A 20,502-nucleotide genomic window follows, 5' to 3' on the forward strand; every position below is an offset into this window, starting at 1 on the left:
CATGACTCCTGAGGTGGTTGTTGATCTGTTTCGTGAGGCGCTCTGGCTGGTTGCACTGATAGTCGGCCTGGCGGTGATGCCCAGCCTCTTGGTGGGTCTATTGGTGGCCATGTTTCAGGCGGCGACCCAGATCAACGAACAGACCCTGAGTTTTCTCCCGCGTTTGCTGGTGATGTTGCTCACCATGATTGTCGGCGGACCTTGGCTGGTACGTGAGCTGATCGAATATACGCGGACCCTGATCATGAATATTCCAACGCTGATTGGCTGACATGCTGGAACTCAGTGACGCGCAGATTGGCGGTTGGGTCAGCAGTTTTCTGCTACCGATGTTTCGGGTTGCGGCCTTGCTGATGGTGATGCCGATCATCGGTACACAACTGGTGCCAATGCGGATACGTCTGTACTTTGCCCTAGGCATCTGCGTGGTATTGGTACCCAATCTGCCGCCCATGCCACAGGTCGATGCGCTCAGCTTGCCGGCCTTCATCCTGATCGCCCAGGAGGTACTGGTCGGTGTGATGCTCGGGTTTGTTCTGCAGCTGTTCTTCCAGGCGTTCGTGATCGCCGGGCAGATTCTGGCGACGCAAATGGGCCTGGGGTTTGCCTCCATGGTCGACCCGTCGAATGGGGTGTCTGTGGCGGTGATTGGACAGTTTTTCACCATGCTGGTGACCCTGCTGTTTCTCGCCATGAACGGACATCTGGTGGTGTTCGAGGTGCTGGCTGAAAGCTTCGTCACACTTCCAGTGGGTAGCGGTCTGCTGGTCGATCATTACTGGGAGTTGGCCGGTAAGCTGGGCTGGGTGTTCGGTGCTGGACTGATTCTGGTATTGCCGGCGATCACCGCGCTGTTGGTGGTCAACATCGCATTTGGCGTGATGACTCGTGCGGCGCCGCAGCTGAATATCTTTTCCATCGGCTTTCCACTGACCTTGGTATTGGGCCTGGTCATCGTCTGGATCAGCATGGCTGACATCCTCTCGCAGTATCAGGTGTTCGCCACCGAGGCTCTGCAGTTCCTGCGCGAAATGGCGCGGGCGAGTTGAGCGCGGCGCATGGCTGAATCGGAGAGCGGCGCCGATAAGAGCGAGGAACCCACGGAGAAACGTCTCCGTGAGTCCCGTGAGAAAGGCCAGATCGCTCGCTCCCGTGAGCTCAATACCCTAGCGGTTACGCTGGCCGGTGCCGGCGGATTGTTGGCGTCGGGTGGCAGTTTGGCCAATGCGTTACTGGAGATCATGCGCGGAAATTTCACTCTGTCGCGCGAGGTGATCATGGACGAACACAGCATGGGCCTCTGGTTGCTGGCCTCCGGTCAAATCGCGCTGGATGCGCTGATGCCGCTGTTTTTTGCCTTGTTGATTGCATCGATAGTCGGTCCGATAGCCTTGGGTGGCTGGTTGTTCTCGGCCCAGGCGATGGCGCCGAAGATGAGCCGGATGAACCCCTTTGCAGGGCTTAAGCGCATGTTCTCGGCTAAAGCCTTGGTCGAGCTGGGTAAGGCGCTGGGCAAATTTATTGTGATTCTGGCTGTGGCCTTGGTAGTGCTGTCTATCGAGCGTGACGATTTGTTGGCTATCGCCCATGAGCCGCTGGAGTCGGCGATCTTGCATGCCAGTATGGTGGTTGGCTGGAGTGCCTTGTGGATGGCTTGCGGTTTGATTTTGATCGCTGCGGTGGATGTGCCGTTCCAGCTCTGGGACAACAAGCAGAAGCTGATGATGACCAAGCAGGAGGTGCGCGACGAGTACAAGGACAGTGAGGGCAAACCCGAGGTCAAGCAGCGTATTCGTCAGTTGCAGCGCGAGATGGCCGAGCGGCGGATGATGCAGGCTGTGCCCCAGGCCGATGTAGTGATTACCAACCCGACCCACTTCGCCGTGGCGTTGAAATACGACCCCAGCAAGGGCAGTGCGCCGGTATTGCTGGCCAAAGGTGGGGATTTCACTGCATTGAAAATTCGCGAGATTGCTCAGGAACACCAGGTCATGCTGCTGGAGTCGCCGGCGCTGGCGCGGGCAGTGTTCTACTCGACGGAACTGGACCAGGAAATTCCGGCCGGTCTGTACCTCGCCGTCGCTCAAGTGTTGGCATACGTCTACCAGATCCGCCAGTACCAGGCCGGCAAAGGCAAGCGTCCGGCGCCACTGCCTGATCTGCCGATTCCATCGGATCTGCGTCGCGACGAGTAGGGTGGGGCGGGCCGCATAGGCTGAGCTGTGTTGGGTTAGCGGCGCCTGCTGAGGCCAAGCCCTTCGGGCGCCGCTTAATCCATCATGGCGTCAGCAGACCCGGCGTCGCGATGGGTTGCGCCGCGCCCAGGCAGCGGTCTTGATCGAATATTGACTCGGCGGCTAACCCATCCGGCGAGTGGCGCAGGCAAAGTTGGACAGCTTCTTGCAAATCCCACCGCAAAGGCGCGACAAGCGTCAAAAGTTTGAATCGGCTGGGGTAGGGATGTGGCAGTAGATCGCTCACAAATGATCGGTAATGTACGCAGCAATCTCTCGGGATTGCGCCAGGGCAATCTGGGCATACCGTTGATGCTGCTGGTCATGCTCGGCATGGTCATGTTGCCGATTCCGCCGTTCCTGCTCGACGTGCTGTTCACCTTCAGCATCGCGCTGTCGATCGTGGTGCTGTTGGTCAGTATCTATGCCTTGCGTCCACTGGATTTCGCGGTGTTCCCGACCATTCTGCTGGCGGCGACGCTGCTGCGTCTGGCGCTGAACGTGGCCTCGACCCGGGTGGTGCTGCTCAATGGCCATGACGGGCACGCTGCCGCCGGCCAGGTGATCCAGGCCTTCGGTGAGGTAGTGATCGGCGGCAACTACGTGGTCGGTATCGTGGTGTTCGCCATTTTGATGATCATCAACTTCGTGGTGGTCACCAAGGGTGCCGGACGGATTTCCGAGGTCAGCGCACGCTTCACCCTGGATGCCATGCCTGGCAAGCAGATGGCCATCGACGCCGATCTCAACGCCGGTCTGATCGACCAGGTTGAGGCCAAGAAACGTCGCTCGGAAGTGTCCCAGGAGGCTGACTTTTATGGCTCGATGGACGGTGCCAGCAAGTTCGTCCGCGGCGATGCAATTGCCGGCCTGTTGATTCTGTTCATCAACCTGATCGGCGGCATCGCCATCGGTATCTTCCAGCACAACCTGAGCTTTGCCGACGCCGGCAAGGTGTACACCTTGTTGACCATCGGTGACGGCCTGGTCGCACAAATTCCCTCGCTGCTGCTGTCAACCGCTGCGGCAATCATGGTCACCCGGGTGTCCAGCTCGGAAGATATGGGCGCCCAGGTCAGTCGCCAGATGTTCGCCTCACCGCGTGCCTTGGCTGTGGCAGCGGCAATCATGATCGCCATGGGCCTGGTACCAGGCATGCCACACTTTTCCTTTATCAGCCTTGGCCTGGTGGCTGCTGGCGCTGCCTACTGGATTGCCAACAAGCAACGCGTGGTCAAGGAGGAAGAGGTTCAGGAGGTGCAGCGCCAGCAGGAACTGCTACCGGCGCAGCGGGCTCAGGAGGTCAAGGAGCTCGGCTGGGATGACGTCACGCCGGTGGATATGGTCGGCCTGGAGGTCGGTTATCGTCTGATCCCGCTGGTCGACCGCAACCAGGGTGGACAGCTGCTCGCGCGGATCAAGGGAGTGCGCAAGAAGCTGTCCCAGGAGATGGGCTTTCTGATGCCCTCGGTGCACATCCGCGACAACCTCGACCTGCAGCCGAATGCCTACCGGCTGACCCTGATGGGGGTCAGCGTGGCCGAGGCCGAAGTCTTTCCCGACCGCGAGTTGGCGATCAATCCGGGGCAGGTATTCGGCACCCTCAATGGTGTCGCCGCCAAGGATCCGGCGTTCGGTCTGGAGGCGGTGTGGATCGATCCGAATCAACGCGACCAGGCCCAGTCACTGGGCTACACCGTGGTCGATGCCAGTACGGTAGTCGCCACCCATCTCAATCAGATATTGCACAAGCATGCCCATGAGCTGCTCGGTCATGAAGAGGTGCAGCAGTTGATGCAGCTGCTGGCCAAGAGCTCGCCCAAATTGGCTGAAGAGCTGGTGCCGGGGCTGGTGTCCTTGTCGGTGCTGCTCAAGGTGTTGCAGGCGCTGCTGCAGGAACAGGTGCCGGTACGTGACGTGCGCACCATCGCCGAGGCCATCGCCAACGTGGCACCAAAGAGTCAAGATCCTGCCGCCATGGTGGCGGCGGTACGAGTTGCGCTGGCTCGGGCAATCGTGCAAAGCATTGTGGGACTAGAGCCGGAGCTGCCTGTGATCACCCTTGAGCCAAGGTTGGAACAGATATTGCTCAGTAGTTTGCAGAAGGCTGGTCAGGGCTCCGAGGAAGGCATCCTCCTGGAGCCGGGCATGGCCGAGAAGTTGCAACGTTCCCTGGTGGAAGCGGCGCAGCGTCAGGAAATGCTCGGCAAGCCAGTGATCCTGCTGGTGGCCGGTCCGGTCCGGGCCATGCTCTCGCGGTTCGCACGGCTGGCAGTACCGAGTATTCACGTGCTGGCATACCAGGAAATTCCGGACAACAAACAGGTCACTATCGTTGCGACGGTAGGGCAGAACTAACCGAGGTTACAGGCCATGCAGGTCAAACGCTTTTTCGCCGCCGATATGCGTCAAGCCATGAAGCTGGTCCGCGATGAGCTGGGCGCGGATGCCTCGATCATCGGTAATCGTCGGGTTGCTGGTGGTGTCGAACTGACCGCCGCACTGGACTATCAGATTCCCGCTGCGCCCGCTCGCCAGGCCAATCCTGCGCTGGAAGCCGAACTGCGGACGACCCAGGCGCGCATCGCCTCGGCTCAGGCCGAGCTGGCCACGCGCGAGCAGGGCGATGCAGGTAAGGATCGCCAACTGTTTGGCGCCGAGCCGGATGCACCGACTGCTAGCCTGCCCGAGGCCCCGTATCAGCCGCGCTCCATGCCTGTTGCTGCCGCCGATCAGGGTGCCTTGGAAGCCATGCGTTTCGAACTGCATGGTCTGCGTGAGCTGATTGAAATGCAGATGGGCTCGATGGCCTGGGGTCAGCTGCAAAGCCGCCGCCCGGAACAGGCCACCCTGTGGCGTCGTCTGCAACGCATGGGCTTGCCTGCCGAGCTGTCACGCACACTGCTTGAACGTGTGGCCACTATTGCCGAGCCGCGCCAGGCTTGGCGCATGCTGCTGGCGCACTTGGCCCACTCGATTGCAACGCCGAAGCAGGAACCGCTGGAAGAGGGCGGGGTGATTGCGTTGGTCGGGCCGGCGGGTATGGGCAAGACCACTACCCTGGCGAAGTTGGCGGCGCGTTATGTACTCAAGTATGGCGCGCAACAGATCGCCCTGGTCAGCCTGGACAGCTATCGCATCGGCGCCCAGGAGCAGTTGAAGACCCTAGGCCGGATTCTCAACGTTTCGGTGAGCCTGGTTGATCCCGGTCAATCCTTGACCCAGGCCCTGGCACCGCTGGCGCGTAAGCGGGTGGTCTTGATCGATACCGCGGGTCTCCCGGGCAACGATCCGGCTCTGCGCATGCAGTTGGAGACCTTGGCCAGTCGTGGGGTCAAGTCCAGGAACTACCTGGTCATGGCGGCGACCAGCCAGAGCCAGGTGCTCAAGGCCGCCTATCACAGCTACAAAGTTTGTGGTTTGTCTGGTTGCATCCTGACTAAGCTGGATGAAGCCACCAGCCTGGGCGAAGTTTTAGGCCTCGCAATTAGCCAGCGTCTACCGGTAGCCTATCAGGCAGATGGGCCGCGGATCCCGGATGATCTCCAGGTGCCGCGTAGTCATCAGTTGGTCAGTCGCGCCGTGGGTCTGCAAGCGGCAGAGACTCCGAGCGAAGATACGATGGCAGAGATGTTTGCCGATCTTTACCAACATCCGGCGCGCCGCGCCGGCTAAAGGCTGCTGCGGCAGCGGTTCAGCGACAGGCGGTAACGCCTGGCTCCATGGTGGGGCACAATCAGCCATGTGGCTCCAGTCGACGTTAGACAAGGTGTATAGATAACATGGGTATGCATCCCGTACAGGTGATTGCGGTGACCGGCGGCAAGGGTGGCGTCGGCAAGACCAATGTGTCGGTGAATCTGGCGCTAGCGCTGGCCGAACTGGGCAGGCGAGTGATGTTGATGGACGCCGACCTGGGCTTGGCCAACGTCGACGTATTGCTCGGCTTGACCGCCAGGCGCACCTTGGCCGATGTGATAAACGGCGAGTGCGACCTGCGTGATGTGGTGTTGCAAGGCCCGGGCGGCGTCCGGATCGTGCCGGCAGCCTCCGGCACGCAGAGCATGGTGCAGCTTTCGCCGATGCAGCATGCCGGCCTGATCCAGGCCTTCAGCGATATCGGCGAAAACCTTGATGTGCTGATTGTCGATACCGCCGCCGGTATTGGCGATTCGGTGGTCAGCTTCGTCCGCGCCGCTCAGGAAGTATTGGTGGTGGTGTGTGATGAACCGACCTCGATCACCGACGCCTATGCGTTGATCAAGTTGCTCAATCGCGACCATGGCATGAATCGTTTCCGTGTTTTGGCGAATATGGCCCACAGTCCGCAAGAAGGTCGCAACCTCTTCGCCAAGCTGACCAAAGTTACCGATCGCTTCCTCGACGTCGCGCTGCAATATGTCGGCGCCGTGCCGTATGACGAGATGGTGCGCAAGGCCGTGCAAAAACAGCGGGCGGTGTATGAGGCTTACCCACGCTCAAAATGCTCACTGGCGTTTAAAGCGATCGCTCAGAAAGTCGATGCCTGGCCGCTACCGGCCAACCCGCGCGGGCACCTGGAGTTCTTCGTCGAACGCCTGGTGCAGCAGCCGATTGCGGATACGGCGGTATGACAGCAGCCTCTGGAGTTCGGATGTACAGCAAAACGCAAGCGCAGGACTCCCAACACCAGTTGATCGAGCGTTACGCACCCTTGGTCAAACGTATTGCCTATCACCTGTTGGCCCGTTTGCCGGCCAACGTGCAGGTGGATGACCTGATCCAGGCCGGGATGATCGGTCTGCTCGAAGCCTCGAAGAAATACGACTCCAGTAAAGGCGCCAGCTTCGAGACGTTCGCCGGTATTCGCATCCGCGGATCGATGCTCGATGAGGTGCGCAAGGGCGATTGGGCGCCGCGTTCGGTGCACCGCAACAGCCGCATGGTCAGCGATGCGATTCGGGTAATTGAAGCAAGAACCGGCCGAGACGCTAAAGATCAGGAGGTTGCGGCCGAACTCCAATTGAGTCTTGATGATTACTACGGCATTCTTGGCGACACTTTAGGCAGCCGTTTGTTCAGTTTCGACGACCTGTTGCAGGACGGTGAACATGGCGAGCTGCGTGAGGACGCGAATAGCACTCACCTTGAGCCTTCACGTGATCTTGAAGATGAACGTTTCAAGTTGGCCTTGGCCGATGCCATCGCCCACCTGCCTGAGCGTGAGCGCCTGGTATTGGCGCTGTATTACGACGAGGAACTGAATCTCAAGGAAATTGGTGAGGTGTTGGGGGTTAGCGAGTCGCGTATCTGCCAGCTGCACAGCCAGTGTGCCTCGCGCTTGCGAGCACGCCTGAGCGAATGGCGGACTAGCTAGACAGATACAGATAGAGCCGGTTTCACGATTAGGGGCGTACTCAGGTGCTGGGTAGGTTTGGGACTGTACGGAGGTCGACTTGGACAAGAACATGAAAATCCTCATCGTTGATGATTTTTCAACGATGCGACGGATCATCAAGAACCTCCTGCGTGACTTGGGGTTCACCAACACTGCGGAGGCCGACGATGGCACCACGGCGTTGCCGATGCTGCAGAGCGGCAGTTTTGATTTTCTCGTGACCGACTGGAATATGCCGGGCATGACTGGAATCGATCTATTGCGTGCGGTGCGTGCGGACGAGCGGTTGAAGCAGCTGCCTGTGTTGATGGTGACCGCGGAAGCTAAGCGCGACCAAATCATCGAGGCTGCGCAGGCCGGTGTGAATGGCTATGTGGTCAAGCCGTTCACCGCGCAAGTGCTAAAAGAAAAGATTGAGAAAATCTTCGAACGAGTCAACGGCTGATGTCTGCCGCGAGGGCGCTATGGAACACAATGATTCCGAGCAGAGTGACCTCGAGTCGACTCTGAAAACCAATGCTCGCCAATTGGTGGATAGCCTCGAAAAAGGTGATTTTGGCGAAGCAGTAGAACTGATCAATGAACTTAACAAAGCGCGCGATCGTGGTCTGTACCATGAAGTCGGCAAGCTGACGCGTGAGTTGCATAACGCTATCGTCAATTTCCAACTCGATCCGCACATGCCGCATGCCACGGAGATCTCGCAAATCACCGATGCCACCGAGCGCTTGGGCTATGTGGTGACGATGACCGAGAATGCGGCCAATCGCACCATGGATCTGGTCGAACAGAGTGCCCCGATGGTCAATGACCTTGGCCAGGAAGCGCAAAGTCTGAGTGCCGATTGGGGATGCTTCATGCGTCGAGAAATGGGCGCTGATGGTTTCCGCGAGCTGGCCAAGCGAATCGAGTTGTTCCTCGCCCGCACTGAGCGCGACAGCAGCAAATTGTCCGGACACCTCAATGATATTTTGCTCGCTCAGGATTATCAGGACCTGACCGGTCAGGTGATCAAACGGGTGACACAGCTGGTCACCGAGGTGGAGAGCAATCTACTGAAACTGGTGCTGATGGCCAGCCAGGTCGACCGGTTTGCAGGCATCGAGCACGATCACAACGTACTGCGTGCCGAACAAAAACAACAAAAACAGCCTTCCCATGGTGAAGGTCCTCAGATTCATGCCGATAAGCGTGATGACGTCGCATCCAGTCAGGATGACGTCGACGATCTGTTATCCAGCCTAGGATTTTAGGAGCACGTCTATGAGCTTCGGCGCCGATGAAGAAATCCTTCAGGATTTCCTGGTAGAGGCCGGCGAGATTCTCGATCTATTGTCCGAACAGTTGGTCGAGCTAGAAAGCCGTCCGGACGATATGAACTTGCTCAACGCCATTTTTCGCGGATTCCATACCGTCAAGGGTGGCGCCGGCTTCCTCCAGCTCAACGAGCTGGTGGAGTGCTGCCATATTGCCGAAAACGTATTCGACATCCTGCGCAAAGGGGAGCGCCGCGTCGACTCCGAGTTGATGGACGTGGTGCTTGAGGCGCTTGATGCGGTCAATGGCATGTTTACCGAGGTGCGCGAGCGTGTCCAGCCAACGCCGGCTACACCGGAGCTGCTGGCTGCCTTGGCGCGTCTGGCCGAACCGATGAGTGACGATGAGCCGGTGCAGCCTGCCGCAGTCGCTGCAGCGCCAGAGTCACCTGCTCCGGCCGAAGAGCCGGCGTCTGCTGACATCAGCGACAATGAGTTCGAGCAGTTGCTCGACGCCTTGGGCGACCCACCTAACGTCGCCATTGTCCCGCCGGCTGCCGGTGACGAAATCACCGACGATGAATTCGAGTCGCTGCTCGATCAGTTGCATGGCAAAGGCCAATTTGCTGCTGCGCCTGTTGTGACGAACTCTGCCGTGGCAAGTGCTGCCGTGAATGTGGCGCCCACTGCCGTCGGTGATGAAATCACCGACGATGAGTTCGAGTCGCTGCTCGACCAGCTGCACGGCAAGGGGCAATTCGCCCCGCCGGCAGCCGCTGAGCCGAAGCCGGTCGTTGCAGAATCAAGCGCTGCCGGTGGCGATAGCATTACCGATGACGAATTCGAGTCATTGCTCGACCAGTTGCATGGTAAGGGTAAGTTCTCGGAACCTGCAGAGACCAAGACGCCCGAGGTGCCTGCTCCGAGCAAAGCCGCTGCACCGGCCAAACCTATCGCCAAGCCTGCGGCGAAAGCAGAGCCGGTGAAAGCGCCAGCCGTGGCTACCGCAGTGGCCGAAAAAGCCGCGCCGGCTAGCGAGGCGGAAACCACGGTCAGGGTCGATACCGCACGTCTGGACGAGATCATGAACATGGTCGGCGAACTGGTGCTGGTGCGTAACCGACTGGTGCGTCTGGGTTCGAATAGCGGCGACGAAGCAATGTCCAAGGCCGTTTCCAACCTCGATGTGGTCACCGCCGACCTGCAAACGGCGGTGATGAAAACCCGTATGCAGCCGATCAAGAAGGTGTTCGGGCGCTTCCCGCGTCTGGTGCGCGATTTGGCGCGCAACCTGAAGAAAGAAATCAACCTGGAATTGGTGGGCGAAGAAACCGATCTCGACAAGAACCTGGTCGAGGCGTTGGCTGATCCGCTGGTGCACTTGGTGCGCAACGCCGTCGACCACGGCATCGAGACCCCCGAAGAGCGTGAGGCCAGCGGTAAGTCGCGCGGCGGCAAGGTGGTACTGTCGGCGGAGCAGGAAGGCGATCACATCCTGCTGTCGATCTCCGATGACGGCAAAGGCATGGATGCCGATGTACTGCGTGCCAAGGCCGTGGAAAAGGGCTTGCTGGAGAAGGATGCGGCTGACCGACTCAACGAGTTCGAGTGCTACAACCTGATCTTCGCCCCGGGCTTCTCCACCAAGACCGAGATTTCCGATGTGTCCGGTCGTGGCGTTGGCATGGACGTGGTAAAGACCAAGATTTCCCAGCTCAACGGTACGGTCAACGTGTTCTCGGTCAAGGGTCAGGGGTCGAAGATCATCATCAAGGTGCCGTTGACCTTGGCAATCATGCCGACACTGATGGTGATGCTGGCCAACCAGGCATTTGCCTTCCCGCTGGTCAACGTCAACGAAATCTTCCACCTCGATCTGTCGCGTACCAACGTTGTCGATGGGCAGGAGGTGGTGATCGTGCGCGACAAGGCACTGCCGCTGTTCTACCTCAAGCGTTGGTTGGTACGTAATGCCGCCCATGAAGAGCAGGGCGAGGGTCATGTAGTGATTCTCACCGTGGGCAGCCAGCGCATCGGTTTCGTCGTCGATCAGTTGGTCGGTCAGGAAGAAGTGGTGATCAAACCCTTGGGCAAGATGCTGCAAGGCACTCCGGGTATGTCTGGCGCTACCATCACCGGCGATGGACGTATCGCCTTGATTCTCGACGTGCCGAGCATGCTTAAGCGTTACGCGCGGCGCATTTGATTGTTAGCGACGCGGGTAAAGCCCGCGTTGCTTAGGAGTGGTTATGGTTGTAAAGGTGTTGGTGGTGGACGATTCCGGCTTCTTTCGTCGGCGCGTTTCGGAAATATTGTCTGCCGACCCGAATATTCAAGTGGTCGGTACTGCCACTAACGGCCGTGAAGCCATTGATCAAGCGCAGGCGCTAAGGCCTGACGTGATAACCATGGACTACGAGATGCCAATGATGGACGGCATCACCGCGGTGCGAAACATTATGCAGCGCTGCCCAACGCCGGTGTTGATGTTCTCCTCACTGACCCACGAAGGTGCCCGTGTCACGCTGGATGCACTGGACGCCGGGGCGGTGGATTTCCTGCCGAAGAACTTCGAAGACATCTCGCGCAACCCGGAGAAGGTCAAACAACTGCTGTGCGAGAAGGTGCACAGCATCGCACGCAGCAATCGGCGCAGCATCAGTGCGGCGCCGCTGCCGTCTGCCACCAGTAGTGCGCTAAAAAAAACACCAGCGCCGACTAGTTCATCGACTCGCCCAGCTGTGGCGCCAGCTCCTGTCAGCGCTTCTCCAGCGACAAGCTCGTCAGCGCCCAAACGCAAAAATTACAAGCTGGTAGCCATCGGTACTTCAACCGGAGGCCCGGTCGCCTTGCAGCGTGTGCTGACGCAACTGCCAGCCAATTTTCCGACGCCGATCGTGCTGGTTCAGCACATGCCGGCGGCGTTTACCAAGGCGTTTGCCGAACGCCTGGACAAGCTCTGCCGGATCAACGTGAAAGAAGCGGAGGATGGCGATGTGCTGCGTCCTGGCTTAGCGCTACTGGCGCCTGGCGGTAAGCAGATGATGGTCGATAGTCGCGGTGCGGTCAGAATTCTGCCTGGCGATGAGCGACTTAATTACAAGCCCTGCGTCGACATCACCTTCGGCTCAGCAGCCAAGTCCTATCACGACAAGGTGCTGGCGGTGGTGCTCACCGGTATGGGTGCCGATGGTCGAGAGGGCGCTCGTCTGCTCAAGCAGGGGGGCAGCCAAGTATGGGCGCAGGATGAGGCCAGTTGTGTGATTTATGGCATGCCGATGGCGGTGGTCAAAGCCAATCTGGCGGATGCCGTGTATGGGCTCGATGACATTGGCAGGCACATTGTCGAGACTTGCCTCTGATGGATGTGCTGAGCCTGATCGGGGTCATCCTGGCATTTGTCGCGATTCTAGGCGGCAACTACCTGGAGGGCGGTCACGTCGGGGCCTTGCTCAATGGCCCTGCGGCACTGATCGTAATCGGTGGCACCCTGGGCGCCGCCTTTCTCCAGGCTCCGGTCAGCGTTTTCAAGCGTTCGCTGGTGATCTTGCGCTGGATATTACTACCACCGCGTATCGATTTGGCGGGCGGCATCAACCGTGTCGTCGGCTGGAGCATGACCGCGCGTAAGGAAGGCCTGCTCGGGCTGGAGGCGGTGGCCGATGCCGAGTTTGATCCCTATGCGCGTAAAGGTTTGCAATTGCTGGTCGATGGTGCGGAGCCAGAGGCCATTCGTAGCATTCTTGAAGTTGACCTCTACACCCAGGAAGGTCGCGATATTCAGGCCGCCAAGGTATTCGAAAGCATGGGTGGCTATGCACCGACCATCGGCATCATTGGTGCAGTGATGGGTTTGATCCATGTGATGGGCAACTTGGCCGATCCTAGCAAACTCGGCAGTGGTATCGCTGTGGCCTTTGTCGCCACCATTTATGGCGTCGGTTTCGCCAACCTGCTGCTGTTGCCGATTGGCAACAAGCTCAAGGCCATCGCCCAGCGTCAGTCGCGTTATCGCGAAATGCTGCTGGAGGGCGTGCTGTCTATCGCCGAAGGTGAAAATCCGCGCTCCATTGAACTGAAACTGCAAGGTTTCATGGACTGATGGAGTGAGTCATGGCCCGTCGACGCCACCACGAAGAGCATGAGAATCACGAGCGCTGGCTGGTGTCTTATGCGGATTTCATTACGTTGCTGTTCGCCTTTTTCGTGGTGATGTATTCGATTTCTTCAGTCAACGAAGGCAAGTACAAGGTCCTTTCAGAGACCCTGACCGGGGTGTTCAGCCAACCGGATCGCTCGATCAAGCCGATTCCTGTAGGTGAGGAGAAGCCGCGGACTTCCGAGCCGGACAAGTCGATGGTCGATGAGGACCTCAGCCAGGCTACTGCGGATTCTTTGCAAAGCATCGCCGATAGCGTGCGTGAAGCCTTCGGCGAGCTGATTAAGACGGACCAGCTCAAGGTGCGCGGAAACGAACTGTGGATCGAGATCGAGCTCAGTTCCAGCCTATTGTTTCCGAGCGGTGATGCGGTACCGAACAATGCCGCATTCGACTTGATTGAAAAGGTCGCCAAAATACTGGCACCGTATGAGAATCCCGTGCATGTAGAAGGCTTTACCGATAATTTGCCAATCCAGACTTCGCAGTTCCCGAGCAATTGGGAGCTGTCGGCTGCTCGGGCGGCGAGCATCGTGCGCATGCTGGCGATGGATGGTGTCAATCCCGGGCGTTTGGCCTCGGTGGGCTATGGCGAGTTTCAGCCGGTGGCGGACAATGACACGATTGCCGGACGGGCGCGAAACCGTCGGGTGGTGTTGGTGGTTTCTCGTAATCTCGATGTGCGCCGCAGTGTCAGCGGTGTCGGCAGTGCCAATGCTCGGCCCGACAGTGCATTGCGACGTGCTGGCACGCAATCTGCACCTGTGGCTGCAGCGCAGGTCCCGCACGCGGGTACCGTCAATCCCCCGCCGCCAAGCCCTGTGAGGGTGGCACCAGTCCTCGGTCAGGCCACGCCTGTGCCGGGAGGATGAACACGATGAGAGTCTGGGCAGTAGCCAATCAAAAAGGTGGGGTCGGTAAGACCACCACCTCCATCGCCTTAGCCGGCCTATTGGCCGAATCGGGCAAGCGCGTGGTCGTGGTCGATCTCGATCCCCATGGGTCGATGACCAGTTATTTCGGTCATGATCCGGATGCCTTGGAGCGCAGCAGCTTCGACCTGTTCCTACATCAGGGCAGCGTGCCTCAGGGCTTGCCGCAAGAGTTGTTGCTGCCTACCAGTCATGAGCGCATTGCCCTGTTACCGTCGAGCACGGCGCTGGCCACGTTGGAGCGGCAATCACCAGGGCAGAGTGGATTGGGCCTGGTAATAGCCAAGAGCCTGGCGCAGCTGTGGGAAAAATTCGATCATGCGGTAATCGACAGCCCGCCTTTGCTGGGGGTGCTGATGGTCAATGCCTTGGCGGCCAGTCAGCAATTGGTGATTCCGGTACAAACCGAATTTCTGGCAGTCAAAGGCCTGGAGCGGATGGTCAGTACCTTGGCAATGATCAATCGTTCGCGCAAACAGGCGCTGCCCTACACCATCGTACCGACCCTGTTCGATCGGCGCACCCAGGCCTCCATGAGCACCCTGCGCACGTTACGCAAGAGCTATCTCGACCATCTGTGGCCGGCTTATATTCCGGTCGATACGCGCTTGCGCGATGCCAGTAGGGCGGGGTTGACGCCCTCGCAGTTCGACTCCAACAGCCGGGGCGTGATTGCCTATCGGGCGCTGCTCAAACATCTGATCGCACAACAGACGGCGGCGCAGGTGGCTTGAGATGACTCAGTATGCTGAACAGAATGGCTCAAGTCTGCCGCAACTGCGGCCGATAGGTCATACAGGTTATTTTTGCGGATTCTATCTATGAGCCGTTCCGTTGCTACCGCTACCCGACCCCAGCTGGCCTTGCAATCCTACCTGGATGGCTTGTTGCAAGAGGCTGCGCTCGAATTGGCCGATAGTGCCAGCCAGGATGAGTTCGAGGCCGCGGTGCTGGAAGAGAAGGTGCGTGACGCCCGTCAGGTGTCTGTAGCGCCGCAGCAACCGGAGAAATTGGCGCTCGTCGCAATGCCGCAGCCTGAGAGGGAGGCGTCGCCTGTACTGATAGAACCGCTGGCCGAGGTTCATCTCGCCGCGCCGCCGCCAACGCCTGCTGCCAAGCTGCATCTCGATGGTCGCCCGGAGTGGGCGCAGGAACCGTTCGAATGCCTGCTCTTCGATGTTGCGGGTTTAACCTTGGCCGTCCCGTTAGTGTGCCTGGGCTCGATTTATCCACTCGTGGGAGAGGAGCTGACGCCGTTGTTCGGTCAGCCGGACTGGTTTCTCGGCATACTGCCGTGTCAGGCCGGCAATCTGAAGGTTCTGGATGCCGCACGCTGGGTTATGCCTGACCGCTACCGCGACGATTTTCGCCAGGGTTTGCAGTATGTGATTTCCGTTGAGGGATATGAGTGGGGGCTGGCAGTGCATCAAGTCAGCCGTTCGATTCGCCTGGACCCTAATGAGGTCAAGTGGCGTAGTCTGCGCACTCAGCGACCTTGGCTGGCCGGAACGGTGATTGAGCATATGTGCGCACTGTTGGATGTTGCAGCGCTGGCCGAGTTGATCGCCAGTGGTGCGGCCAAGCGCATGGTTAATGGCCAGGTGCACTGAATTTTGCTGATTCACGCTGTGAAGATGGCGCTGAAATACTAGTATCGACAGCGGGGTTATCACCCGCGCACGCCGCCGCAAGCGGTTTATGACGAGGTAGGGACATGAATAGAAGTTCTGCACAGGGTGCCGATGATCCCATTCTGCAGTGGGTGACCTTCCGGTTGGACAATGAGAGCTATGGCATCAACGTGATGCAGGTTCAGGAAGTGCTGCGCTACACCGAGATCGCTCCGGTACCAGGCGCGCCGAGTTATGTGCTGGGCATCATCAACCTACGTGGCAATGTAGTGACGGTGATTGACACGCGCCAACGCTTTGGTCTGGATTCCGCAGATGTGACCGACAACTCGCGGGTCGTGATCATCGAGGCGGACAAGCAAGTGGTCGGCATCCTGGTCGATAGCGTGGCTGAAGTGGTCTACCTGCGTCAGTCTGAAGTGGAAACCGCGCCGAATGTCGGCAATGACGAGTCCGCCAAGTTCATCCAGGGTGTGTGCAACAAGAATGGCGAGTTGCTGATTCTGGTTGAGCTGGACAAGATGATGAGTGAAGAAGAGTGGTCTGAGCTGGAGAGCATCTGATCCATGCTTGAAATCGCGCTGATCGTGCTTGCGCTGCTTTGTCTGGGGCTGGTGGGCACTTGTGTCTGGCTGGCCTCACAGCAGCGGCACGCAGCGCAGTTGCAGGCCGAGCGTGGCGCGGAACGCGATCGGCGGATTAGCGAGTTGAGTAAGCGCCTTGATGCCTATCTGGCCGGCAGTGTGCGCATGGGCGAAGAGCTGCATGAACTGCGCCGCATTGTGGCGCCATTGCCTGACAAACTCAGCCAGATCGAACAGCGCGATCCCAGCAACTTGTCATTCACTCAGGCGGCACGTTTGGTGGGACTGGGCGCCAGCGTCGATGACTTGACTCAGTCCTGTGGCCTGAGCAAGGCCGAGGCAGAATTAGTCAGCAAACTGCATCAGCCCAAGCAGCGGTAATCCTGCGTTTCCCTGGGACTGCTTACATTGTCCCTTGCCTTCTTGCCGGTCTTTAGTGCCGACGGTTCTTAGTCTGCGTCTCTCTTTGGCAATTCGTTCCTAGTCAGTAGTCGAGTGCTACCTAAGCTAAACACGAGGGTGTTTGGCCGAAGGTGTTTGCTATGCGTGGTGTGATCATTCTGCTGCTGTGCGGGGTTGTCTGGCTGCCATTGACGCAGGCTCAGGAGGCACCCTTACGCGTGGACGGAGCGATCACTATCAATGCATGGCAGGCCAAGCGCCTGTACGATTTTGGGGTGCTGTTCATTGATGTGCGGCCCCGCAGAGAATGGGGTTGGGGGCATGTGCGTGGTGCTGTGCACCTGGATCTGGCCGACCGTTTTGGCGCGTTATCCCTGTCGCACTGGCCGCGGCAAGTGCCTCTGGTGATCTACTGCGATAGCGATGTTTGTCTGCGCAGTGCCTTGGCCGCGCACTTGGCCGTGAGCTGGGGTTATCGGCAGGTATTTTATTTCCGCAGCGGTTATTTCGCCTGGCAACTGCTCGATTATCCCTTGGGTAAAGGGGTGGACGGTGAGGTCGTAGCCTTTAGTGCTGAGGAGCATTAAGGCGCGGCAGTGGAGGGGTGATGTCGCTTTCTTTCTCGAAGCCAGGCGGGCTCTTGCCCTGCAGATACCAGGCGAAGGCAATGATTTCGGCAATGCAGCGATACAACTGTTCGGGAATCGCATCCCCCAGCTCCAATCGCGCCAGCAGGCGCACCAGCTCGGCGTTTTCATAGATAGGCACTTCGTACTCGCGAGCGATCGCCAGAATGGCTTCCGCCAACTCATCGTCGCCCTTGGCGCTGAGCGTAGGTGCGGACTGTCCGTCATAGGTCAGAGCGATGGCTTGGCGCGGTGCTTGGCGTTTCATGCGGTTTCGTCGACCCAGCGTTGTTCCAGCGTGGTTCGTGGCCCTTGCGGTGGCGTGCCTAGGCAGCAGGCTAGCTCACCGACTTGCAGGCCAGCAGCGCTCAGGCGCTCACGTAAATTGCCCAGTTCAGCGTCAATCAGGCTCACGGTCTGGCTGCGCTCGGCCCATAGCTGGCTGGACAGGCTGCCACGGAGCAATTGCGCCTGTATGTGCAGCGGCCCCAGGGGCTCCAGTTCGAAGGCCAGTTCTACTCGCCAGAGCATGTCTTTTTGCTCCTGCTTGGCGTTTTTTTGCGATTCCTCGCGTTGGATCTTCAGCTGTAACGGCACCAGTTCCTGTTGCTGGCGCATCGGCAGTTCCAGTTGCCAGGTGGTGAGCAGGTTGCCGTCCGGGCCAACCTGGCTCTGGCTGAGGCTGGATAATTGATGGGTCTGCAGGCGCGAGATGGCAGCGGCTGCCAGTTTCAACAGGACCTCAAGATCCGCTTCTCCTTCCATTCCCTGGAGCAGTCGCGTAGGTAGGGGGAAGGTCAATGCCTGTTGCCGCGCACCAGTCTGGCCAAGGCTGCCCAGCATGTTGCGGGCGAATGCCGGCAGCGCCTGGGCCATTATCGCGCCGGCGTTTGCCGCGGCCAGCGGTGTACTCGCCGGTAGTGTGGGCAGCAGTTGAGTCACCAAGCGCAGCAGGTTAGCTTTCAGGTCCGTGGGTAATGCGCTGCCCTGACCGCTGAGCAGTTTGCTTTCAAGGAATAGTCCGCTATTTTCCAAGGCCTGGCCCAAGCCCTTGGCGCTGCTCAGCTGCGTGGCATCGGGCAGGCCCGCCAGCAGTTTGTCGATGCTGCCGCGTAGGCTGTCGGGCAGTGTTTCCTGGCTGCGCAAGCCTTGCAAGGCGCTGAACAGGCCGCCGAGCGAGCCTTGGCGACTTTGCTGTGTGGCCAGATGCTGAGTCAGTGCCAGTTGATCCAGGCGTCCACTGAGCGGCAGGAAGTTCAGCGCCTGACTGCCTTGCACCTGGGCGCTGAGCAAGCTGCCCAGCGGCAGCGGCAGCGGAGTCTCCACGGTCAACTTGCTGCCGGCGAGTGGGGTGTTCAGCAAATTCACCAGCACCTTGTAGAGGGTCTGCTGCGATTTCGCCTGCACCAGCTGTTCTCGCGCGACGACTTTACCCTGCAGCAGTGTTCCTATGGGTAGCTGCTCAAGATCCAGGCTGCTCAGGGTTTTTTCGCCGCCGGTTAGCAGGGAAACGGCCAGACGGGTTTCCGAGAGTGCCGTGACTGCCACTGCCATGCCCTGAGTCAGCGGGCGCGAACTACTGGCTTGTAGCGTGGCCTGGCGACCATTTTCCAGGGTCAGTTTGAGCATGACCTGGAAGCTGTTTGCCACCTCTTTCAGGGCCACGACTTCGGCGTTTGCCGTTTCGCCGCTGTTCAGCAGGCCATGCAGTGGCTGCAGCAACTTCAGTGCCAGGTCATTGCTCAATGCAGTGGGGCGACCACTGGGAGGCGTCGGTGGAACTGGGCGGGAGCTGCTTATTTCGCTCATGAGTGGGTTACAACCTGTCGAAAATGCTCACTGCGGGGGGCAGGGTAGGGCATGTATAATGCCGCCCCGTCCGGGTCGGCTGCGCATTCAACTTGCGTCATTATAGCGGCCGGGGCACTGCCGACTTGAACCGCTTTTAGGTATGCATGCCGTGACCAGTCCCCTTCTCGAAGCCATAGCGCTCGCTTGTGAGCGAGATTGGCGCATGCTCTTCGAGCAGCTGCAGCTGCGCCTGACGGCAGGCGAAATGCTGCAAGTCTCAGGCCCTAATGGCAGTGGAAAAACCAGTCTACTACGCTTGCTCGCCGGGTTGATGCAACCCACCGCCGGTGAGATTCGCTTGAATGGCCAACCCTTGAACGGGCAGCGTGCCGAACTGGCGCGCAATCTGGTGTGGATCGGCCATGCGGCGGGCATCAAGGGCTTGCTCAGTGCCGAAGAAAACCTCGCCTGGCTCTGCGCCTTGCATCGCCCAGCCGAGCGCACAGCCATTTGGCAGGCACTGGGGGCGGTTGGCCTGCGCGGCTTCGAAGATGTGCCGTGCCATACCCTGTCCGCCGGTCAGCAGCGCCGGGTCGCTCTGGCCCGTTTGTACCTGGAAGGGCCGCCGTTATGGATTCTCGATGAGCCGTTCACCGCGCTCGATAAACAGGCCGTGGCCCAGTTGGAAGCGCATCTGGCGCGGCATTGCCAGCAGGGCGGCCTGGTCGTGTTGACCACCCACCATACGCTGTCGGTCAAGCCCGCCGGATACCGTGAGCTCGATTTGGGGCTGCGCGTCGCATGAGCAATGTCTTTAGCCTGTTACTGGTTCGCGAGGCGCGCCTGTTGTTTCGCCGTCCGGCCGAGCTGGCCAATCCGCTGGTGTTTTTCGCCATCGTGATTGCCCTGTTCCCGTTAGCCGTGGGCCCGCAGACGCAGTTGTTGCAAACCCTTTCACCCGGTTTGATATGGGTTGCGGCGCTGTTGGCCGTACTGCTCTCACTGGACGGCTTGTTTCGCAGCGATTTCGAGGATGGCTCGCTGGAGCAGTGGGTCCTTTCGCCGCACCCCCTGCCTCTTCTGGTGTTGGCCAAGGTGCTGGCACACTGGTTGTTTTCCGGATTGGCCCTGGTCCTGCTGGCGCCGTTGCTGGCTTTGATGCTCGGGCTGCCAGGGCGCTGCCTGCCAGTTCTGTTGCTCTCGCTATTGCTGGGCACGCCGGTGTTGAGCCTGTTAGGTGCCGTGGGTGCGGCGCTGACCGTCGGCCTTAAGCGCGGCGGCCTGTTGCTGGCATTGCTGATCTTGCCGCTGTACATCCCGGTGCTGATTCTCGGCAGCGGTGCGTTACAAGCCTCTCTGCAAGGATTGCCGACGCTTGGCCACCTGTTGTGGCTGGCCAGTCTCGCCGTTTTGGCGGTGACCTTGACACCTTTTGCAATCGCCGCGGGTCTTACGATTAGCGTGGCTGAGTAGATAATAAGCCTGATGATGCAGGTGGCCCTGAGCGCGG

Annotated in this window: 22 protein-coding genes; 20 read left to right on the plus strand and 2 right to left on the minus strand. The window is 59.3% G+C overall.

Going from position 1 to position 20,502, the window contains the following annotated elements; all coding sequences use genetic code 11:
* The first annotated feature begins 1 nt into the window (after nucleotide 1).
* The 18 genes from fliQ to TMS3_RS11765 all read left to right on the plus strand — a co-directional run bounded on the left by fliQ (nucleotide 2) and on the right by TMS3_RS11765 (nucleotide 17,162).
* A complete protein-coding gene (gene fliQ, locus TMS3_RS11680; RefSeq protein WP_025165462.1) occupies nucleotides 2-271 on the plus strand; it encodes a flagellar biosynthesis protein FliQ in 270 nt (89 codons plus the stop codon).
* 1 nt (nucleotide 272) lies between these two features.
* Nucleotides 273-1,049 (plus strand): flagellar biosynthetic protein FliR, encoded by a 777-nt coding sequence (fliR, locus tag TMS3_RS11685; protein WP_025165463.1) that lies wholly within the window; start codon nucleotides 273-275, stop codon nucleotides 1,047-1,049.
* 9 nt (nucleotides 1,050-1,058) lie between these two features.
* Nucleotides 1,059-2,195, plus strand: coding sequence for a flagellar biosynthesis protein FlhB (gene flhB / locus TMS3_RS11690; protein ID WP_025165464.1), 1,137 nt, complete (start codon nucleotides 1,059-1,061; stop codon nucleotides 2,193-2,195).
* A 288-nt stretch (nucleotides 2,196-2,483) separates the two neighbouring features.
* A complete protein-coding gene (gene flhA, locus TMS3_RS11695) occupies nucleotides 2,484-4,592 on the plus strand; it encodes a flagellar biosynthesis protein FlhA (protein ID WP_029866301.1) in 2,109 nt (702 codons plus the stop codon).
* A 15-nt stretch (nucleotides 4,593-4,607) separates the two neighbouring features.
* The gene (gene flhF, locus TMS3_RS11700) at nucleotides 4,608-5,909 is read left to right on the plus strand and encodes a flagellar biosynthesis protein FlhF (RefSeq protein ID WP_025165466.1); all 1,302 of its coding nucleotides are present in this window, start codon (nucleotides 4,608-4,610) and stop codon (nucleotides 5,907-5,909) included.
* A gap of 98 nt (nucleotides 5,910-6,007) precedes the next feature.
* Nucleotides 6,008-6,847 carry a flagellar synthesis regulator FleN gene (gene fleN / locus TMS3_RS11705; RefSeq protein ID WP_200929654.1) on the plus strand — a complete coding sequence of 280 codons (840 nt, stop codon included), beginning with the start codon at nucleotides 6,008-6,010 and terminating at the stop codon, nucleotides 6,845-6,847.
* Nucleotides 6,844-7,590 carry an RNA polymerase sigma factor FliA gene (fliA, locus tag TMS3_RS11710; protein ID WP_083491744.1) on the plus strand — a complete coding sequence of 249 codons (747 nt, stop codon included), beginning with the start codon at nucleotides 6,844-6,846 and terminating at the stop codon, nucleotides 7,588-7,590. Before fleN ends, fliA begins: the two co-directional genes overlap by 4 nt.
* Nucleotides 7,591-7,681: 91 nt before the next feature.
* Complete coding sequence (locus TMS3_RS11715) at nucleotides 7,682-8,056, plus strand: chemotaxis response regulator CheY (RefSeq protein ID WP_177345177.1); 375 nt, start codon at nucleotides 7,682-7,684, stop codon at nucleotides 8,054-8,056.
* A 19-nt stretch (nucleotides 8,057-8,075) separates the two neighbouring features.
* Complete coding sequence (locus TMS3_RS11720) at nucleotides 8,076-8,864, plus strand: protein phosphatase CheZ (RefSeq protein ID WP_025165470.1); 789 nt, start codon at nucleotides 8,076-8,078, stop codon at nucleotides 8,862-8,864.
* 10 nt (nucleotides 8,865-8,874) lie between these two features.
* Nucleotides 8,875-11,073, plus strand: a complete 2,199-nt coding sequence (locus TMS3_RS11725; RefSeq protein WP_025165471.1) for a chemotaxis protein CheA — start codon at nucleotides 8,875-8,877, stop codon at nucleotides 11,071-11,073.
* A 43-nt stretch (nucleotides 11,074-11,116) separates the two neighbouring features.
* The gene (locus TMS3_RS11730; RefSeq protein ID WP_025165472.1) at nucleotides 11,117-12,229 is read left to right on the plus strand and encodes a protein-glutamate methylesterase/protein-glutamine glutaminase; all 1,113 of its coding nucleotides are present in this window, start codon (nucleotides 11,117-11,119) and stop codon (nucleotides 12,227-12,229) included.
* Nucleotides 12,229-12,969, plus strand: coding sequence for a flagellar motor protein (locus TMS3_RS11735; protein WP_025165473.1), 741 nt, complete (start codon nucleotides 12,229-12,231; stop codon nucleotides 12,967-12,969). Before TMS3_RS11730 ends, TMS3_RS11735 begins: the two co-directional genes overlap by 1 nt.
* 11 nt (nucleotides 12,970-12,980) lie before the next feature.
* Nucleotides 12,981-13,898 (plus strand): flagellar motor protein MotD, encoded by a 918-nt coding sequence (motD, locus tag TMS3_RS11740; RefSeq protein ID WP_025165474.1) that lies wholly within the window; start codon nucleotides 12,981-12,983, stop codon nucleotides 13,896-13,898.
* A 5-nt stretch (nucleotides 13,899-13,903) separates the two neighbouring features.
* Nucleotides 13,904-14,692, plus strand: coding sequence for a ParA family protein (locus TMS3_RS11745; RefSeq protein ID WP_025165475.1), 789 nt, complete (start codon nucleotides 13,904-13,906; stop codon nucleotides 14,690-14,692).
* Nucleotides 14,693-14,779: 87 nt separating this feature from the next.
* A complete protein-coding gene (locus tag TMS3_RS11750) occupies nucleotides 14,780-15,568 on the plus strand; it encodes a CheW domain-containing protein (protein ID WP_025165476.1) in 789 nt (262 codons plus the stop codon).
* A 104-nt stretch (nucleotides 15,569-15,672) separates the two neighbouring features.
* Nucleotides 15,673-16,152 carry a chemotaxis protein CheW gene (locus TMS3_RS11755; protein WP_025165477.1) on the plus strand — a complete coding sequence of 160 codons (480 nt, stop codon included), beginning with the start codon at nucleotides 15,673-15,675 and terminating at the stop codon, nucleotides 16,150-16,152.
* A 3-nt stretch (nucleotides 16,153-16,155) separates the two neighbouring features.
* Nucleotides 16,156-16,554 carry a DUF2802 domain-containing protein gene (locus TMS3_RS11760; protein WP_025165478.1) on the plus strand — a complete coding sequence of 133 codons (399 nt, stop codon included), beginning with the start codon at nucleotides 16,156-16,158 and terminating at the stop codon, nucleotides 16,552-16,554.
* 161 nt (nucleotides 16,555-16,715) lie between these two features.
* Nucleotides 16,716-17,162, plus strand: a complete 447-nt coding sequence (locus TMS3_RS11765; protein WP_025165479.1) for a rhodanese-like domain-containing protein — start codon at nucleotides 16,716-16,718, stop codon at nucleotides 17,160-17,162.
* Here TMS3_RS11765 and TMS3_RS11770 read toward each other — a convergent pair.
* Nucleotides 17,143-17,469, minus strand: coding sequence for an EscU/YscU/HrcU family type III secretion system export apparatus switch protein (locus tag TMS3_RS11770; RefSeq protein ID WP_025165480.1), 327 nt, complete (start codon nucleotides 17,467-17,469; stop codon nucleotides 17,143-17,145). The two genes, TMS3_RS11765 and TMS3_RS11770, sit on opposite strands and share 20 nt — an antisense overlap.
* The gene (fliK, locus tag TMS3_RS11775; protein ID WP_025165481.1) at nucleotides 17,466-19,010 is read right to left on the minus strand and encodes a flagellar hook-length control protein FliK; all 1,545 of its coding nucleotides are present in this window, start codon (nucleotides 19,008-19,010) and stop codon (nucleotides 17,466-17,468) included. The genes TMS3_RS11770 and fliK overlap by 4 nt, the downstream gene beginning before the upstream one ends.
* A 142-nt stretch (nucleotides 19,011-19,152) precedes the next feature.
* On the opposite strand from fliK, the gene ccmA reads away from it, so the two are divergent.
* Entirely contained in the window at nucleotides 19,153-19,797 is a 645-nt protein-coding gene (ccmA, locus tag TMS3_RS11780; protein ID WP_200929638.1) for a cytochrome c biogenesis heme-transporting ATPase CcmA, read from the plus strand.
* Nucleotides 19,794-20,465, plus strand: a complete 672-nt coding sequence (gene ccmB, locus TMS3_RS11785) for a heme exporter protein CcmB (RefSeq protein ID WP_025165483.1) — start codon at nucleotides 19,794-19,796, stop codon at nucleotides 20,463-20,465. The genes ccmA and ccmB overlap by 4 nt, the downstream gene beginning before the upstream one ends.
* Nucleotides 20,466-20,502 lie beyond the last annotated feature (37 nt).

The organism is Pseudomonas taeanensis MS-3 (genome assembly GCF_000498575.2).
Classification (GTDB): domain Bacteria; phylum Pseudomonadota; class Gammaproteobacteria; order Pseudomonadales; family Pseudomonadaceae; genus Aquipseudomonas; species Aquipseudomonas taeanensis.

Bases quoted from the DNA above. Each gene is read 5' to 3' on its own strand.
- fliQ (WP_025165462.1), top strand. From the start codon at position 2: ATGACTCCTGAGGTGGTTGTTGATCTGTTTCGTGAGGCGCTCTGGCTG.
- TMS3_RS11765 (WP_025165479.1), top strand. From the start codon at position 16,716: ATGCGTGGTGTGATCATTCTGCTGCTGTGCGGGGTTGTCTGGCTGCCA.
- TMS3_RS11770 (WP_025165480.1), bottom strand. From the start codon at position 17,469: ATGAAACGCCAAGCACCGCGCCAAGCCATCGCTCTGACCTATGACGGA.
- TMS3_RS11755 (WP_025165477.1), top strand. From the start codon at position 15,673: ATGAATAGAAGTTCTGCACAGGGTGCCGATGATCCCATTCTGCAGTGG.
- flhF (WP_025165466.1), top strand. From the start codon at position 4,608: ATGCAGGTCAAACGCTTTTTCGCCGCCGATATGCGTCAAGCCATGAAG.
- TMS3_RS11745 (WP_025165475.1), top strand. From the start codon at position 13,904: ATGAGAGTCTGGGCAGTAGCCAATCAAAAAGGTGGGGTCGGTAAGACC.
- TMS3_RS11725 (WP_025165471.1), top strand. From the start codon at position 8,875: ATGAGCTTCGGCGCCGATGAAGAAATCCTTCAGGATTTCCTGGTAGAG.
- flhA (WP_029866301.1), top strand. From the start codon at position 2,484: ATGATCGGTAATGTACGCAGCAATCTCTCGGGATTGCGCCAGGGCAAT.
- ccmB (WP_025165483.1), top strand. From the start codon at position 19,794: ATGAGCAATGTCTTTAGCCTGTTACTGGTTCGCGAGGCGCGCCTGTTG.
- fliA (WP_083491744.1), top strand. From the start codon at position 6,844: ATGACAGCAGCCTCTGGAGTTCGGATGTACAGCAAAACGCAAGCGCAG.
- TMS3_RS11730 (WP_025165472.1), top strand. From the start codon at position 11,117: ATGGTTGTAAAGGTGTTGGTGGTGGACGATTCCGGCTTCTTTCGTCGG.
- TMS3_RS11715 (WP_177345177.1), top strand. From the start codon at position 7,682: ATGAAAATCCTCATCGTTGATGATTTTTCAACGATGCGACGGATCATC.
- TMS3_RS11720 (WP_025165470.1), top strand. From the start codon at position 8,076: ATGGAACACAATGATTCCGAGCAGAGTGACCTCGAGTCGACTCTGAAA.
- ccmA (WP_200929638.1), top strand. From the start codon at position 19,153: ATGCATGCCGTGACCAGTCCCCTTCTCGAAGCCATAGCGCTCGCTTGT.
- fliK (WP_025165481.1), bottom strand. From the start codon at position 19,010: ATGAGCGAAATAAGCAGCTCCCGCCCAGTTCCACCGACGCCTCCCAGT.
- fliR (WP_025165463.1), top strand. From the start codon at position 273: ATGCTGGAACTCAGTGACGCGCAGATTGGCGGTTGGGTCAGCAGTTTT.
- TMS3_RS11760 (WP_025165478.1), top strand. From the start codon at position 16,156: ATGCTTGAAATCGCGCTGATCGTGCTTGCGCTGCTTTGTCTGGGGCTG.
- TMS3_RS11735 (WP_025165473.1), top strand. From the start codon at position 12,229: ATGGATGTGCTGAGCCTGATCGGGGTCATCCTGGCATTTGTCGCGATT.
- motD (WP_025165474.1), top strand. From the start codon at position 12,981: ATGGCCCGTCGACGCCACCACGAAGAGCATGAGAATCACGAGCGCTGG.
- flhB (WP_025165464.1), top strand. From the start codon at position 1,059: ATGGCTGAATCGGAGAGCGGCGCCGATAAGAGCGAGGAACCCACGGAG.
- TMS3_RS11750 (WP_025165476.1), top strand. From the start codon at position 14,780: ATGAGCCGTTCCGTTGCTACCGCTACCCGACCCCAGCTGGCCTTGCAA.